This is a genomic window from Paraburkholderia sp. BR14312, assembly GCF_040948675.1.
Classification (GTDB): Bacteria; Pseudomonadota; Gammaproteobacteria; order Burkholderiales; family Burkholderiaceae; genus Paraburkholderia; species Paraburkholderia nodosa_A.
Map to the genome: position 1 here is coordinate 170,685 of NZ_JBFPKI010000012.1, position 15,194 is coordinate 185,878.

Annotated in this window: 13 protein-coding genes and 2 pseudogenes; 8 read left to right on the plus strand and 7 right to left on the minus strand. The window is 60.8% G+C overall.

Annotated elements, in window-relative coordinates; all coding sequences use genetic code 11:
* Nucleotides 1–7 precede the first annotated feature (7 nt).
* The 4 genes from AB3X98_RS30455 to AB3X98_RS30470 all read left to right on the plus strand — a co-directional run bounded on the left by AB3X98_RS30455 (nt 8) and on the right by AB3X98_RS30470 (nt 3,751).
* A complete protein-coding gene (locus tag AB3X98_RS30455; RefSeq protein WP_342946927.1) occupies nt 8–1,045 on the plus strand; it encodes an aldo/keto reductase in 1,038 nt (345 codons plus the stop codon).
* Between the two features lie 3 nt (nt 1,046–1,048).
* Nucleotides 1,049–1,933, plus strand: coding sequence for an amidohydrolase (locus AB3X98_RS30460; protein ID WP_368604951.1), 885 nt, complete (start codon nt 1,049–1,051; stop codon nt 1,931–1,933).
* A gap of 156 nt (nt 1,934–2,089) precedes the next feature.
* Complete coding sequence (locus AB3X98_RS30465; RefSeq protein ID WP_368604950.1) at nt 2,090–2,833, plus strand: SDR family oxidoreductase; 744 nt, start codon at nt 2,090–2,092, stop codon at nt 2,831–2,833.
* Between the two features lie 69 nt (nt 2,834–2,902).
* Entirely contained in the window at nt 2,903–3,751 is an 849-nt protein-coding gene (locus tag AB3X98_RS30470; RefSeq protein ID WP_028202870.1) for an ureidoglycolate lyase, read from the plus strand.
* An 86-nt stretch (nt 3,752–3,837) separates the two neighbouring features.
* Here AB3X98_RS30470 and AB3X98_RS30475 read toward each other — a convergent pair whose 3' ends face one another.
* A complete protein-coding gene (locus AB3X98_RS30475; protein ID WP_069261437.1) occupies nt 3,838–4,281 on the minus strand; it encodes a PaaI family thioesterase in 444 nt (147 codons plus the stop codon).
* A 358-nt stretch (nt 4,282–4,639) separates the two neighbouring features.
* On the opposite strand from AB3X98_RS30475, the pseudogene AB3X98_RS30480 reads away from it, so the two are divergent.
* The 3 genes and pseudogenes from AB3X98_RS30480 to AB3X98_RS30490 form a co-directional block, all read left to right on the plus strand.
* Nucleotides 4,640–4,882, plus strand: a pseudogene (locus tag AB3X98_RS30480) (class I SAM-dependent methyltransferase); the annotation flags it as partial.
* Nucleotides 4,883–5,318: 436 nt separating this feature from the next.
* Nucleotides 5,319–5,687: a PleD family two-component system response regulator gene (locus AB3X98_RS30485; protein ID WP_368604949.1), complete on the plus strand. Its 369-nt coding sequence runs from the start codon at nt 5,319–5,321 to the stop codon at nt 5,685–5,687.
* A 173-nt stretch (nt 5,688–5,860) separates the two neighbouring features.
* Nucleotides 5,861–6,043, plus strand: a complete 183-nt coding sequence (locus tag AB3X98_RS30490; RefSeq protein WP_368604948.1) for a hypothetical protein — start codon at nt 5,861–5,863, stop codon at nt 6,041–6,043.
* A gap of 62 nt (nt 6,044–6,105) precedes the next feature.
* Here the strand turns inward: AB3X98_RS30490 and AB3X98_RS30495 are convergent.
* The 6 genes and pseudogenes from AB3X98_RS30495 to AB3X98_RS30520 all read right to left on the minus strand — a co-directional run bounded on the left by AB3X98_RS30495 (nt 6,106) and on the right by AB3X98_RS30520 (nt 13,851).
* Nucleotides 6,106–6,290, minus strand: a pseudogene (locus AB3X98_RS30495) (hypothetical protein).
* Between the two features lie 170 nt (nt 6,291–6,460).
* Nucleotides 6,461–8,245 (minus strand): diguanylate cyclase, encoded by a 1,785-nt coding sequence (locus AB3X98_RS30500; RefSeq protein WP_368604947.1) that lies wholly within the window; start codon nt 8,243–8,245, stop codon nt 6,461–6,463.
* Between the two features lie 1,006 nt (nt 8,246–9,251).
* Complete coding sequence (locus AB3X98_RS30505; protein ID WP_368604946.1) at nt 9,252–10,148, minus strand: amidohydrolase; 897 nt, start codon at nt 10,146–10,148, stop codon at nt 9,252–9,254.
* Between the two features lie 78 nt (nt 10,149–10,226).
* Nucleotides 10,227–11,246 (minus strand): substrate-binding domain-containing protein, encoded by a 1,020-nt coding sequence (locus AB3X98_RS30510; RefSeq protein ID WP_368604945.1) that lies wholly within the window; start codon nt 11,244–11,246, stop codon nt 10,227–10,229.
* Nucleotides 11,247–11,276: 30 nt separating this feature from the next.
* Nucleotides 11,277–12,272 (minus strand): ABC transporter permease, encoded by a 996-nt coding sequence (locus AB3X98_RS30515; protein ID WP_368604944.1) that lies wholly within the window; start codon nt 12,270–12,272, stop codon nt 11,277–11,279.
* Between the two features lie 46 nt (nt 12,273–12,318).
* Nucleotides 12,319–13,851, minus strand: coding sequence for a sugar ABC transporter ATP-binding protein (locus tag AB3X98_RS30520; protein ID WP_368604943.1), 1,533 nt, complete (start codon nt 13,849–13,851; stop codon nt 12,319–12,321).
* Between the two features lie 396 nt (nt 13,852–14,247).
* Here AB3X98_RS30520 and AB3X98_RS30525 point away from each other — a divergent pair, with 396 nt between their 5' ends.
* On the plus strand, nt 14,248–15,150 hold the full coding sequence (locus AB3X98_RS30525; protein WP_069261846.1) for a LysR substrate-binding domain-containing protein: 903 nt from the start codon (nt 14,248–14,250) through the stop codon (nt 15,148–15,150).
* Nucleotides 15,151–15,194: the final 44 nt, after the last annotated feature.

Consider the following 15,194-nt stretch of genomic DNA (forward strand, 5'->3'; position numbering starts at 1 on the left):
ACGAGCCATGGCGCAAGAACAGCATCCCAGGGTGGCGCACAGACGCCGTATCGGCCGCACGGCGCTCGAAGTCAGCGCATTGGGTCTAGGCACCGCGCCGCTCGGCGGCCTGTATCGCGACCTGTCCGAAGAAGAGGCGCAAGCCACCGTCGACGCCGCGTGGGAAGCCGGCATCCGCTTTTTCGATACCGCGCCGCACTACGGCCACACCAAGGCCGAGCACCGGCTGGGCGCGGCGCTGCGGCGCTATCCGCGCAACGAGTACGTGATTTCCACGAAAGTGGGCCGCCATTTCGTGCCGCGCACGCACGAGTACGACGGCAGCGAGGGCTGGCAAAACCCACTGCCCTTCGAAGCGATTTTCGACTACACGCGCGACGGCATTCTGCGTTCGTTCGAGGACAGCCAGCAGCGGCTCGGCTTAGTCGATATCGATGTCCTGCTCGTGCACGATATCGGCCGCTACACGCACGGCGAGCGCAACGAGCACTACTGGCGGCAACTGCGCGACAGCGGCTTCAAGGCGCTCGACGAATTGCGCAAGGCGGGCGCGATCAAGGCGATCGGCTTCGGCGTGAACGAGCGCGAAGTGATACGCGAGGCGATGCAGGAATTCGACATCGACTGCGCTTTGCTGGCGGGCCGCTATACGCTGCTCGAACAGGCTCCGCTCGACGACCTGCTGCCCGAGTGCGAGAAGAAGGGCGTGAGCATTCTGCTGGGCGGCGCGTTCAACTCGGGCATTCTCGCGCACGGATTGCTCGGCGAACTCAAATTCAACTACGCCGACGCGCCGCAGGACGTGGTCGAACGCGTGGCGCGGCTCGATACGATCTGCCGGACCTACGACGCCCCGCTCGCGGCGGCGGCGCTGCAGTTTCCCTATGCGCACCCGGCCGTGGCGACGGTGCTCAACGGCGCACGCAGCCCGCAGGAGGTGCGCGAGAACGTCGCCTCGTTCGAGACGAATTTGCCCCGCGAGTTGTGGCTCGCGCTGCGCGACAAAGGTCTCCTCGATCCGCGCGCGCCGCTTCCGCAGGCTTGAGCCATGACTACCATCTCTACGATCGAACGGATCGACGCCCATCAGCACTATTGGGACCCGGCACGCGGCGACTACGGCTGGCTCACGCCTTCGATGACCGCGCTGTATCGCGCGTTCGGACCCGCCGATCTCGCGCCGCTGCGCGCGTTGTGCGGCGTGGCGCGCACGGTGGTCGTGCAGGCCGCGCCGACTATCGAAGAAACACGCTGGCTGCTCGATCTTGCACGCAACGAGCCGTCGATTGCGGGCGTGGTGGGCTGGGTGCCGCTGGACGATCCGCACGTCGCCACGCTGATCGCCGAACTCGCGCGCGAGCCCAAGCTGCGCGGCGTGCGCCCGATGCTGCAGGACCTGCCCGACGACGACTGGATCGCGAAAGCCGATACCGCGCGCGGCGTGCAAGCGCTCATCGCGCACGATCTCGCTTTCGACGCGCTCGTGTTCACGCGCCACGCGGATGCGCTCGCGACGTTCCTCGCGCGGCATCCAACGCTGCGCGTGGTGATCGATCACGGCGCGAAGCCGCCGATCGCGGCGGCCGGCGAGAGCGGCTTTGTGGCGTGGGCGCACGCCATCACGCGCTTCGCGCAGTTTGCGCACGTGCACTGCAAGCTGTCGGGGCTCGCGACCGAAGCCGCGCCCGGCTGGGACGACGCTACGCTGGCGCCGTGGGTCGCGCATCTGCTTGCCGAGTTCGGGCCGCAACGCCTCATGTGGGGCAGCGACTGGCCGGTGCTAAACCTCAATGGCGATTACGCACGCTGGTACGCGAGTGCGCAGCAGCTTACACAAGCACTTTCCGCAGACGAGCGCGCCGCCGTTTTCGGCGGCAACGCTGCGGCTTTCTATCGGCTTGAATCCGGGCTCGGGGACCATCCAGCCGGTTAGAAAAGGTCCGCCGAACGCCACGAGGCGCGCCTGCGTCGCCATAATGGCCGTTTGCGTCATCCCAACTTCTTCCCGCGATTTCTTCGCTCGATCGCGGCATGGGGGCCTGCTGCAATACGGGGTATCGCCGTGCCGCGCTTCCAACTGGAGTGGCAGATGGTACAAAGACTGGCCGGCAAAACGGCCCTGATCACCGCGGCGGGCCAGGGCATCGGCTACGCGGCCGCCGAACTGTTCGCGCGCGAAGGCGCACGCGTGATCGCCACCGATCTGCGCATCGACGCGCTGGCGGCGCTGCCGGTCGAGGCGCGCAAGCTCGACGTGCTCGACGGCGCGGCCATCACGGCGCTCGCGCAGGAACTGGGCGCGATCGACGTGCTGTTCAACTGCGCGGGCTTCGTGCACGCGGGCTCGATCCTGGAAGCGAGCGAAGAAGATTGGGACTTCGTGTTCGATCTGAACGCGAAGGCGATGTACCGGACCATCCGCGCCTTCCTGCCGGGCATGCTGGCGAAGGGCGGCGGGTCGATCATCAACATGTCGTCGGCGGCGTCGAGCGTGAAGGGCGTGCCCAACCGCTTCGTGTACGGCGCCTCGAAAGCCGCTGTGATAGGGTTGACGAAGGCTGTGGCCGCGGACTTCGTGACGCGCGGCGTCCGCTGCAATGCGATTTGCCCGGGCACGGTGTCGTCGCCGTCGCTGGAGGAGCGCATCGCCGCGCAGGCGGCGGCGCAGGGCACGAGCGTGGACGCGGCGCGCGCCGCGTTCGTCGCGCGCCAGCCGATGGGGCGCGTGGGCAAGCCCGAGGAAATCGCGGCGCTCGCGCTCTACCTCGCTTCCGACGAATCCGGATTCACGACCGGCCAGGCGCATGTGATCGACGGCGGATGGTCGAACTAGTTAGCCCGAACCATCGCCCCAGGCGATTCTGACCGACTGCAACGCACAGACACACGAGGAACACAGACGATGAAACTGCTTCGCTACGGCCCGAAGGGCCACGAGAAACCGGGCCTGCTCGACGCCGAAGGCCGCATTCGCGCGCTCTCGGGCAACGTGGCCGACATTGCGGGCGACGTGCTCTCGGACGCCGGCCTCGCGCAACTGCGCACGATCGACCCGGAAACGCTGCCGCTCGTCGAAGGCAATCCGCGTATCGGGCCCTGCGTGGGCCACATCGGCAAGATGGTCTGCATCGGTCTGAACTATGCCGATCACGCCGCCGAGTCGGGCATGCCGGTGCCGAGCGAGCCGGTCGTCTTCAACAAGTGGACGAGCGCTATCGTCGGCCCGAACGACGACATCGAGATCCCGCGCGGCTCGAAGAAGACCGACTGGGAAGTGGAACTGGGCGTGGTGATCGGAAAGCACGCAAAGAACGTGAGCGAGGCCGATGCGCTCAACTACGTGGCGGGCTACTGCGTGATCAACGACGTGTCCGAGCGCGAATGGCAGATCGAGCGCGGCGGCCAGTGGGACAAGGGCAAGGGCTTCGACACCTTCGGCCCGACCGGCCCGTGGCTCGTCACGCGCGACGAAGTGGCCGATCCGCAGAACCTCTCCATGTGGCTCGAAGTCGACGGCCATCGCTACCAGAACGGCAGCACGCGCACGATGATCTTCACGGTCGCGAAGCTGGTTTCCTATCTCTCGGAGTGCATGAGCCTGCAGCCGGGCGACGTGATCTCCACCGGCACGCCGCCGGGCGTGGGCATGGGCGTGAAGCCGAATCCCGTGTTCCTGAAGGCGGGGCAGACGGTGCGCCTTGGCATCGAGGGCCTGGGCGAGCAGCAGCAGAAAACGCGCGCGGCAGAGTAAGCGCGCCTGACGCACGAAAAAGCGCGCGAGAGGAGGCGGGACAAACCCGCTTCACCTCGCGCGCTTTGTTTTGCGGCGCAGACTTTTCAGTTCGTCGGACTTTTGTCTTCCGGCCCGCTGCCTTCCGCGAGCCGGTTCACCGTCCCCTGCGCCAGCGCCACGAGCTTTTCGTCGCCGTTTTCCATCACGTACACGCTGCACTGGCAGGTGGCCTGGTGGCGCCCCGCGTGCACTACACGGGCGCGCGCCATCAGCGTGCCCTTGAGCGCCGGGCGCAGATAGTTGATCTTGTATTCCCCCGTCACCACCCGCGGCCCAAGGGCCAGCGCGCCGGCAAAGGTCAGCGCGTTGTCGGCGAGATAGCTGATCACGCCGCCATGCACGTAGCCGTGCTGCTGCTTGAGGTCGTCGCGTACCGGCAGGCGCAGGGTCAGTTCGTCGGCGCCCACGTGTGTCAGTTCCGTTCCGAGCAGCACGCTGAACGGTTGGGCATGCAAAGCGCCGCGTGCGCGGTCCACAAGATCTGTCATCGTCGCATTCCCTGGGTCTATCCCCGAGTGGTTTCCTAACCACTCTAGGAAGCCTTAGCGTCGAGTCAAGGTGAATCGAATCGAGCTGCCAACTTACATTAGTTGCGTATACAAAAAGGGCTCAATTACGTATACGAACGACTCCCCTGTCAGCAAGCATTTGATTGCAAAATGTATACGGAACTAGCCCATTTGGCGCCATTTTCCCATCTTGGTCGTCAATTCTTTGCAAACACGGCGTGATTTTCGCTGGTCGTCAGGCCGTCAGCCCGTCAGCTCAAGCGCTGCCATCCTCCTTGCGAGGAACATGAAGCCCTGCGCCCCAACGCGCTAAGGTGTTGAAAGAGTGGAGACAAAAATGGGACCAGCCGACTTCGGCGCATTCGAGCACGAAGGTTGGGAACGTGTCGCGCAGGCCTATCACACGTATTTCGGCGATTTGACTGCCCAGTCGAACCGCGCGATGCTCGAGACGCTTGGCGTGGGGCGTGGCACGCGCTTTCTCGACGTCGCATGCGGGCCTGGCTACCTCGCTGCCGCAGCCAGGCGCCGTGGTGCGGACGTCGCCGGCGTGGATTTCTCGGTCGCGATGGTCGACAGACGTATCGGCGCGATGCCGGGGAACTTCGGATTCCTATGTGCTGTGTCTTGGCTTCCGCACTCAAGGCTTAGGTGCAAGATTGTTTGCGGGAGGTCCGAGCGACAGCCCATCATCGTCCATCGAGGACGGGGCGCCTTACCGACACTGAGCATACTAGCGGCATGCAACTGCGAGACCGTCGAGTGGGCGAGTGTCATGCCCTCCCATTGACGCGCATAGTGGCTGCCCCCGCTCCATCGCGGACTGCTGACAGCGGCCCGGATAGCGTTGACGAAGATTCGGAAGACTTGCTCGTAGAGCGGCCAGACGCCAGCTCGCCGGCATGCCCGGCACAGGAACCCTGTCGCTCCGCTGTCGCGCTTGTGCGCTGCGGCGGGCGGCAGACCGTTTGCGCAGACAATTCAAGAGTATCAGTATCCTCTGCTTCCATTGTGCAATGGCCTCGATTCTCCTGGTTGATGACGACCCGAACATCCTTCGTCCGCTTCGGATACTCCTCGAGGCGGAGGGCTATCGTGTGCTCACGGCGCCGAACGGCCTCGCGGCCATGCCTGTCACGGCAGCCGGACGCCCGGACGTCATCGTCACCGACTGGATGATGCCGGCGGTCGATGGCGTTGCCTTCTGCCGGTGGCTGAAGGCCGACCCTGCGACGGCAACCATTCCCGTTGTGATGCTGTCGGCTGCGCTACCGCCCTGTCCGACAGGCAACCTATGGGACGTCCTCCTGATGAAGCACACGCCGATAGGGCGCCTGCTTCATGTCATCGGCCCGCTACTGGACGCGCACGGCACCGCGACCTGACGCCGACGCGCCCGCGATGGGCTAAGGTCCCGGTTACGCGCGGCGCCGGGCTTTTTCAACTTCTGCGTCTCAGCGAATCGATAACCGTCGCAGCCTGGCTATCTGCGCAGGATGTCGGCCAGCCGCCACCGGACGCACCGCGTCCACTGCCTGCGCTTCGCGGTGCCGGGCTCGTGCAGCTCAGCGCGCAGGGCGAAGTCGTGCGCGTGACGACCGCCCCTCGTGCAGAGCCCGACGGGGTCGTGCTGCGCAAGGGTACCGTCATCAAGCTGGCGCCTGACCCGGCGCAGCAGTCCACGAGCCTGTTGCGCCTAGGCGCGAGCGTCGCCGCTATACGCCGCGAAACGTTCTTTTGAGCGCCGCAAGCGCTTGTCTGCACGGGCACACGCTACCCGTGCGAGTCCACCCACGCACGAGCCTAAGCCAGTCCCGCCACCTGCGCGTCGTCTGGCGTGCCGAAGATGCCAAGTATGACGGAAGCCTCGACCGGTCTGTGCTCCCGAGTAATCGGGCCGCTTGCGGCATAACGCACCGGGGCAAGGAGTTCTGTTGCGCGATGGCGTGCCCCCATAGCACGTAACCTTTGTACTCTTCCTGCTCCATGTGCAAACGACCTCGCCCGACGTGTTAACCCAACGCCGATTGTATGAGAACCTTCAGCACCGGCTGTCACGCTGCGCAGCTCGGAATACCATCCGCCTCCAATCCACGTCGTCGCGCGTTCGCAGGACTTCAAACACGCGTGCAAACGATTGTCTGCGTATTCGAGCAAGCTAGATGTCTACCGACGCCTCGTCAACTCCATCTGCCACGCATGTGCAATTGCGACCTTGTCGTTTGGCGGCATAGAGCGCCCGGTCCGCTGCAGCCACCAGGAGCGTCGGGTCGTGACCATCGCTCGTGTGGAGGACGGCGACACCGAGGCTGATGGTAACAATCCCGGAATTGCTCCCCCGGTGCGGAAGACGGAGGCTTTCTACCGCCTGTCGGATTCGCTCGGCTACGACTAGTGCGCCATCCCGGTCGGTGTCGCGCAATATCAACGCAAATTCTTCGCCGCCATATCGCGCTACGGTGTCAGTAAAGCGCGCGGCCGACGATGCAATTGTTCCGGCAACGATGCGCAGGCATTCATCGCCGCGTTGATGGCCGTAGAAGTCGTTATAGCTCTTGTACGCGTCAACGTCCGTCATGATGACGGCCAGATATCCCCGCTTGTCGGCACGCGACTCCTGTTGCCAGTGATGCGCCAGCTCGCGGTCGAAATGGCGCCGATTGAACAGTCCAGTCAGTCCATCCCGGAAGGCGAGGCCGCGTAACTCGGCTCTTTCTTCAGCGGCACGTTTCTCCAATAGCGTTCGTTCAGTGATGTCTCTGACCGTAGCGGTCAGAGAATCGGGCTTTCCCGAGAACGGTTCGATTACGCAGCGCAGGTGGGCCTCCATCCATAGAACGCTACCGTTCATGTGTCGGAGGCGACTGGTTTCAGAAGCTTCGACCTCACCCGAGGCTACTTTCGCTATGGCCGCTGCGAGCGCATCGCGGTCATCGGCTAACGCCAGGTCGGTCAGGTGTGTACCGGTGAGGTGCTCGGGCGAGTGCCCCAACAATGAGGTGATACGCGGGGACACGTAGGTCAGCCTGCCGTCCAACCCGAGACTCATGACGATATCAGTCGCGTTTTCGGCGAGCACCCGATATCGACGTTCGCCGTCACGCAGCATCATGAAGAGCCGGTTGCGCTGGGCCTGGGTGGCGGTGATGGGCAAAGCGATGCCCAATGCGGCGACGAGGAAAAGCTGCAGGCCGAAGATACGACCTTGCATCGTTTCATAGGGGAAGACCCATAGCGGGCCCGTTCCGCGCAGGGTGAAAGAGACGGCGATTGCGAGGCACAGAAGCAGGCCAACCATGACACCTGCGAGGTCTGCCTGAAATGCGAGCAGGACAATGGGCGGGAGCGCCCAATACAGGAGCGGAAAACGGCTTTGGCCGAACACGCCTACCGTGGCAATGCAAACCACCAGTAACAGGAACGCAGTCTTGCGGCGCTGGTCGGCGCGCAGCAAATGAGCCACGTCACCAGTCCAGAAAACAAGCGCGGCAGGCGTGAAGATGGCGAGACTCAGGGCATCCGAAATAAACCAGTTGGCGAGGTCAGGCAGCAGCCGCCCACTTAGTCGTCCATGCAGTAGCGTCATCGCAAGGACGCCCGACACCGCAGGCGCAAGCAGTACGCCGCCCGCCACAAATCTCGTCAGCGGCCTCGCCCGAACCATCTCGGAAACGGTCGAGATGCGTGGTGCAAAGGCAAGGGCGATAAGTACCTCAACGATGTCGGCAGACGAATAGGACGCAGATACGCCGAAACTCTCGCCCACGAAAAGATTGGCAGCCAGATTGCCAAGCACACCACCGGCGAAAACCGAATACCGTCGCCGAGGCGGTGCAACCATCAGTTGTGACAGCAGCACCGCGTTGGTTAGCCATATTGGCGCGATTTCTCCCGCCATGGTTTTGAGCGCTCCGCTGGCGAGACAGGTGAGCGTTGTTACCATGAACGCTAGCAATAGTTGCCAGACGTCCGCAGGGTGGCTGGCAAGACTTGACGACCGCGAATCTGCTCGCAAATCGGGCGAGCGGCGAGCAGCCGAATTCCCCATCTTTATCTCTCTGTATTCTTGGTCTTCGCTTGCATCCCGGATGGATGCGCGGCGCCCATGTGCATGTTAGGAAGGCACGTTAAGCAAGACGCCTTGCTGCCTCACGAATCCATTTATCGGCCAGGAACGGCGAAACTTTACGGGGCACCATGCTGGACGGCTCTAGTTCTGTGGACCGTCTGCGGAAAATACCTGTTTGTGCCGCCAATGCAGGCACCCCCGCAAGCGGACCGCGAGGAGAAGGCCACGGAAGTCCGTTCTGCTCAATCCGAACTCTTCCAAAACTGATTGCGAAAGTGTCTTGAACAATAGTCAGAGTGTATTACGTCGCGCGTGCAACCGATGTAGTTGCGTGAACAACTATTAGGGATTTAATTCTAAAACTTGCACTCGACGACGTTGAGAAACATTTGCGTCCTGGTTCCCCCCGTATGAACGCAGTCTTCGCCGCTGCGCTGGTTCGCTGGGCCGTTTGTGTTCCTCGGTTTGGTGCCCGCGCAAGCATATCCCGCCCGGGGTGCGCGTCTTCGACACGATGAACGCTCGGTCGGAGAGCGTTTCTCACCTTGCTCAGGACACGAGCTTCATTTAAATGGCTTGCCGCCGTCAATTACACAAACTTACACTATTTGGACAAAACGGCCGGGCTCACGCCTGCAGTTGCACAGCTTGCGGTTAAAGTCTGCTGCCACGAGTCTAGGTGTCCACAAGCTCGTCGACCGCGTGAACTGCATGCGCTCTTCGCGTCACGCACCTATTTTGGTCTTGCATATACTGGGGCGCGAAGCATGGCACGAAACTATTGCTGCGGTGCCGACCATAAACCCGGTCATGATGACTCGGATGGCTGTGCCAGGACAGCGAGCCAGCAAACCGCGCCCCAAAGATGCTCGGTAGCCCATCAGAGTCGATAGACGCGCTCTGCATTGTCGTGGAACAGTGCACGACGCTCGGATTCAGAGAAGTCCTTCGTAATTGCCTTGAAGGCATCAAAGACCGCATCGTAACTGCTGAACAACTTGTCGACAGGAAAGTTACTCGCGAACATGCATCGCTCGACGCCGAATGCATCGATTGCATCGAGAACAAACGGCCGAATGCTGTCGACTGTCCACTTCCAGTCCGCCATCCCGAGCCCCGAAATCTTGCACGAAACGTTTGGCGCGGATGCCAGCATCCTCATCCCTTTTCTCCAGCCTTCGACTTCGGCGGGCATACGGTCCACCGGCATGCCAGTATGGTTGAGAATGACAGGAGTATCGGGATAAGCCTGGGCCAGCGCCGTCGCTTCTTCCATCTGCGTGCAGTACAGTTGCAAATCGAAGGACAGGTTGTAGCGTCGCAAGAGGGAATAGCCCGCTCGCCATTGCGGGTCGCTCATGAGGTGCGGACTGTCAATGAACGTCTTGACTGGGTCACGATGGAAATTAAGACACTGTCGGATTCCGCGCACGTTCGGATATTCGAGATGTGCCTCCATGACCTCCTGGACCTTCGGTGACGACAAGTCTGCAAAGGCGACGATTCCGTGCGGATAACCGTGCTTGTCTGCCACGCCCTGGAGCCACCGCGTTTCCGCCAGCGGGTCATTATGGTCATATTCGACCTGCAGGTGGACCGTCTTGACGACATTCTGGTTCTTGATGTCGGCCAGAAAGTTTCCAATCAGATAGTCCTCACGAATCGCCGAGTAATCACCGAAAACGCGCTCAAGCATGGGCCCCTGAAGCCACGGATAGTCGCCGTTCTTCAGGTCGTAAAGATGATGATGCGGGTCAATGATGGGAAGGTTGTCCACAATGTCTCCGAATACGTTTGAATCAAGGCACGTGGCCGCCCGTTCGTCCACAGGCGGCCGTCGCACGAGCAAATGCGCTTAGTAGCTGCCGGCCGACGGCGGATACACGCGCTTCACAGTAGCCTGGGTGGTGGGCTGGTCAATCGTTTCCTTCGTAACGAGCGGCTCTTTAAGCGCCAGCTCCTGAGTCGTTGGCTTCTTGTTCAAAGCGTTGTTCACCTGAGTGGTGGCGTCGATACCCTGGCCAACGGCTTCCTGCAGGAAAATTCCCTGGACGGCACCATCACGCAACAGCTTGATGGTGGTCGGGCTTCCATCCGCCGTCACAACGGCAACCTTACCTGTGAGTCCCCGCGTTTGAAGCGCTTTGGCTGCGCCCGTCGCCGCTTCATCGTACATCCCGTAGATGGCCTTAACGTCGGGGTGGGCGGTCAGAATGTCGTTCGCCTGCGAAACAGCCTCGTTGACGGTCAGACCGTGGGTCTCAAGGACCTGAACCAGGTCGCAACCGTCCGCAGCAAACGATTCTTTTGCGCCCTTCATATATTTTTGCGCGTTCTCGCGGTCTTGCGGAAGCGACAGCATCGCAATTTTGTTACCGCCGCGCTCCTTCGCCAGCTTGCAGACATACGAGCCCTGTGCCTTGCCGGTTTCATAATTATTGGCGGTGACCGCCGACGTATAGTCGGTCTGTCCAGCCTGTGGACCGATGCCAGCAAACGCGATGGGGACAGACTTTTCCTTTAGCAGCCTCAATACCGGAGGCGTGCTCGTCGAACTGACGGGCCCCATGACAATAGCGGAGACGCCTCGCGTCAGCGCCGTCTTTACGTTGTCCATCTGCTTGGCAGGAGAATTCTCGGAGGTGAATTCCACGTAGTTCATGCCCAGTTCTTTCGCGCGCTCTTTCACTCCGTACGCGACCCATTGCCAGTACGAAATGTCCAAGGACGGTGCGATGTACGCAACCGTCTGTTTGGCCTGCGCGAGCGCCGACTGTGATGCCATCGCGACGCAAGCCAGCGCGCTACAGACAGCCATCGTGGTCAACGGCTTCCCAAGGTGGTGAAATCTGGCGAGTCGAAAAACGTTCATCATTGTCTCCTTGCTGAGTGTTGTGCCGCCGGCTTATCGCCGTGCTTTGGTGACGCGGTCGACAAGCACCGCGATGAGAATCACGACACCCGTCACGGTGCCTTGCCAGAAACTGTTCACGCCAATGAGATTCGCGCCGTTCTGGATAATCGTTATCATCAGCGCGCCGAGTAGCGCACCGATGGCCGACCCGGTGCCGCCGAATAGGCTTGCGCCCCCGATGACCACCGCCGCGATTGCCTGAAGCATCAGGGCGGACCCCGCCGTTGCCTCTGCATTACTGATGTACGAGATGCTCACGATGCCCGCAAATGACGCGAGCAATCCCGAAATTACATACGCGGACAAACGAACGCGGTTAACCGGAATACCGATGACACGAGCGGATGAGCTGCTGCTGCCGACTGCATAAAGCCATCTTCCGGCCACAACCTTTCGCAGGAAAAACTCGATAAGAATCAGCAGCAGCACGCACCAGAACACGTAGTTGATGACTCCTGGAATCAATGTTCCGGAGTTGAGAATCCAATAGTTCGGGTCGTTGATAGGAAGCGAGTGGCCGTCGGTGACGATGAACGACAGACTTCCAGCGATGGCATACGTACTAAGCGTGACGACGAATGGCGCGAGACCTACGAAGGTCACGAGTGCGCCATTAATCGAACCGATGATGAAACCGACAGCCAAGCCTGCGATGCTGCTGACGACGGCGCCATAGCCATGTGACATCGCGAGACCGGTGACCATGCCTGTCAGGGAAAAGACTGAGCCGACTGACAGGTCGATACCACCCGTGATAATCACGAGGAGTACACCGAACGCCATGATGACGAGCGGTGCCGCAGCCTGGGTAACGTTCGCTAAGTTTCCCATCGATAGCGCAGCCGGAACGACCATGCCGACAGCAAGTTCGATGACAACAATGGCAATCGCGATAGCAATTTCGGTACGATAGGTCGACAATATGCGCCGGATACCACCGCCAGAATCCTTCGAACCGCTCCGTATTGAATGCGTCACTGCTTTCATGTTTTGTCTCCTGACTTAATCTTCGATGTCCGAAACGTTCAATGTTTCAGGCGGCCATTCCTGTAGCGCTAGCAAGGCTCTCTTCACTAACGTCTGTGTGACGAAGAATGCCGGTCGGCCGCCCGGAAAGGTCAAATGCGAGCACCGTGTCACAAAGTTCGACCAGTTCCAGGTACTCAGTCGACCACCAGACGACTGCCGTGCCCTGTCTGGCGAGCTTGCGAACGAGTGCGTAGATTTCCCGCTTTGTCCGAATGTCGACTCCGCGCGTGGGTTCCTCGAGCACCAGCAGTTTCGGTTTCAGATTCAGCCAGCGCGCAACGAGGATTTTTTGCTGCGTGCCACCGCTCAAAGTTGAAGGGAGGTGCCATAGGGAACCAGCACGTATATTGAGCGCGTCGAGGAGGGCTTGCCCCTGCCGAAGCTCTTCGTCACGAGCTATCTTTTTTCGCTCGACGATGCGCCGCGCTGCCATCAGGTTGTCGATGATTGGAAGCGTTGCGAGAATGCCCTTATTTGCGCGGTCGCCAGATATATAGCCGACCCCGGCGCGAGCCGCGCCTGACGGCCCGCGATGCTTGACCGGTTTGCCAGCGCGCTCGATATCCCATCGAGATTTTGGGCCGAGTCCCGTTAGGGCCTCAATGAGCGCCAGAGGACCGGTCGGAGCGCCCGCGAGTCCCACAATGGCCCCCGGACGTATTTCGAGCTCGATATCGTCGAGGCGGACAATGATGGGCCTTTGCGCGGTGCCACGATTGTCGTGACTTGTGTCGTGACCTTCCCGCAAATCCGATGCAGCTTCCAGGCTGACCTCGGTTTGTTGGTCAGGCTCGACGGATTGCCCCATATAGTCGACGATTTCGCGGTCCGTGATGGCATTTAGAGGCGCACGGTCGACGGCTGTTTTTCCGTCGCGAATGATGGTGCAAACGTCAGCAATCTGACGTATCTCGCGCATGCGATGAGATACGAACAGGACGGCAAGACTTGTCTCCGCTACCAGCCTTCGAATGACCGCAAAAAGACGCCCAGTCTCGGCAGCAGTGAGGTTCGCTGTCGGCTCGTCAAGCAGTAGCAGCCTCGCGCCAGAGCGGAGTGCTCGAGCGATTTCGACGAGCTGTCGCTCGTGAAGCGATAGCTCACCCACCAGACGGCTAACCGATTCCCGTGCGAATTGCGGGTCAATCAGCGATAGAGCATCAATCGCGAGAGCACGTGATGCTCGCTCGCTATAGGTCCCGAGCGCGCGTTGCATCCGGGGCATGGCGATATTTTCCGCGACCGACAGATGCGGCAGCAGTGCCAGCTCCTGGTTCACAACCGCAATCTCCCCTGTGTCAGCGGGCGATGCAGAGGAGCCACCGAGGTCGCGTCCGGCGAATTGAAGCGTGCCCCCGTCCCGTTGATGCTGGCCAGAGATAATCTTGATGAACGTCGACTTCCCGGCTCCGTTCCCACCAAGGAACGCGTGCACCTCTCCAGGACGGACAGACAGGTCGAAGCTCTTGAGGACGCTGGTAGCCCCGAAGCTTTTGACGATTGACTTCGCGAGCAACAACGTAGGTTGTTCAGACATTGCGCATCTCCGTCGCGAAAACTGCGAACGAACGGCTCCAACCGCAGGTTGCGAGAGCCGCCTGCAGTGAGTGACAAATTTCGGAGGCTTAACTGAGTGGCTACAAATGCAGCGAGCCGAACTCAGTGCCGGTCGCGCTCCTTAGCTGGGGGCGACCAAGTAGCGACGGACGCATCGCTTGCTGGGAGGGGAATTCAGGGTATTCATCTACGTCTCCTGTGCGGTTGCTGCACCGCGCCATATTTATATGAGGCAATGTTTTAGGCCACTGGGTGACCTGACACGGGGTAACATTTCAACTGTTTTCCTGTCCGTATCGTTGATGTCGAGGATGGCAGCGACCACCGTCCGAAGGCAATGCAGTTTTGTTCAATCGCGACTGAAAAAAATTTGACCATGCGAATTCCTCCGTTGAAGGCCATCATTGCTTTCGAGAGCATTGCACGCACGAAGAGCGTCAACCGGGCAGCGGAAGAGCTTGACCTTACGGCGTCGGCCGTCAGCCATCAGTTAAGCAACCTCGAATCAATGATTGGCCAATCCCTGTTTCAACGGACAGGTCGTGGTCTCGTCCTGACACCGACCGGGGAGCGATATCTTGCCGATGTGACGGGGTCGCTGGCAGACCTCAGCCGGGCAACTGAGCGTGCCTCGAGCCAGAAGGAAGTCGACATCCTGCGCGTGCATTCGAGCCCGAGTTTCGGCCTGATGTGGCTATTGCCGCGGCTATCCTCGTTTCAGGAAGCAAATGGCGACGTTCAGTTGAACGTCGCCTGCTCATACGAGAACGTATCGTTTTCGAACGGGTATTACGACATCGACATTCGTCATGGCTATGGAGAATGGAGCAACCTTGAAGTGCGCACGGTCCGGGGCGAATTCATTGCCCCGCTGGCGTCGCCGGCCTATCTCGAGCGGCATCCGGTGAAGACTCCAGATGACCTGCTGGCCCAGCGGCTGGTCTATTCGGAGACGCCTCTCGTTCAGTGGCGGCAATGGTTTGGGCGGGCCGGGGTTGCTGGTGCGAACAAGACGTTCGACTTCTCGTTCGACCGTTCCTACATGTCCATCGAGACAGCTTCGCTAGGGCTCGGAATTGCTCTGGAAAGCGTGATGATGGCTTCGCAAAAGATAAAGGACGGCGCACTTGTGCAGGTCTTCGACAATAGCCATTCGGTCGAGGTTGGCGCACATCATCTCGTTTACCCTAGCCAGAACGCCGAATTGCCCCGAGTTGCAAAATTTTTGACCTGGATTGAAGAGGAAATTGAACGCTGCAAGGTGGGCTCACAGGGATAACCCTGGGGCCTGAAAATTTCTCAGCTACGGTTGAGGGGAACTGC

What these genes read in the sequence shown, in the direction of transcription:
- AB3X98_RS30500 (WP_368604947.1), bottom strand. Translation starts at nt 8,245, where the DNA reads ATGGTAACAACGCTCACCTGTCTCGCCAGCGGAGCGCTCAAAACCATG.
- AB3X98_RS30465 (WP_368604950.1), top strand. Translation starts at nt 2,090, where the DNA reads ATGGTACAAAGACTGGCCGGCAAAACGGCCCTGATCACCGCGGCGGGC.
- AB3X98_RS30455 (WP_342946927.1), top strand. Translation starts at nt 8, where the DNA reads ATGGCGCAAGAACAGCATCCCAGGGTGGCGCACAGACGCCGTATCGGC.
- AB3X98_RS30515 (WP_368604944.1), bottom strand. Translation starts at nt 12,272, where the DNA reads ATGAAAGCAGTGACGCATTCAATACGGAGCGGTTCGAAGGATTCTGGC.
- AB3X98_RS30470 (WP_028202870.1), top strand. Translation starts at nt 2,903, where the DNA reads ATGAAACTGCTTCGCTACGGCCCGAAGGGCCACGAGAAACCGGGCCTG.
- AB3X98_RS30485 (WP_368604949.1), top strand. Translation starts at nt 5,319, where the DNA reads ATGGCCTCGATTCTCCTGGTTGATGACGACCCGAACATCCTTCGTCCG.
- AB3X98_RS30460 (WP_368604951.1), top strand. Translation starts at nt 1,049, where the DNA reads ATGACTACCATCTCTACGATCGAACGGATCGACGCCCATCAGCACTAT.
- AB3X98_RS30510 (WP_368604945.1), bottom strand. Translation starts at nt 11,246, where the DNA reads ATGATGAACGTTTTTCGACTCGCCAGATTTCACCACCTTGGGAAGCCG.
- AB3X98_RS30520 (WP_368604943.1), bottom strand. Translation starts at nt 13,851, where the DNA reads ATGTCTGAACAACCTACGTTGTTGCTCGCGAAGTCAATCGTCAAAAGC.
- AB3X98_RS30525 (WP_069261846.1), top strand. Translation starts at nt 14,248, where the DNA reads ATGCGAATTCCTCCGTTGAAGGCCATCATTGCTTTCGAGAGCATTGCA.
- AB3X98_RS30475 (WP_069261437.1), bottom strand. Translation starts at nt 4,281, where the DNA reads ATGACAGATCTTGTGGACCGCGCACGCGGCGCTTTGCATGCCCAACCG.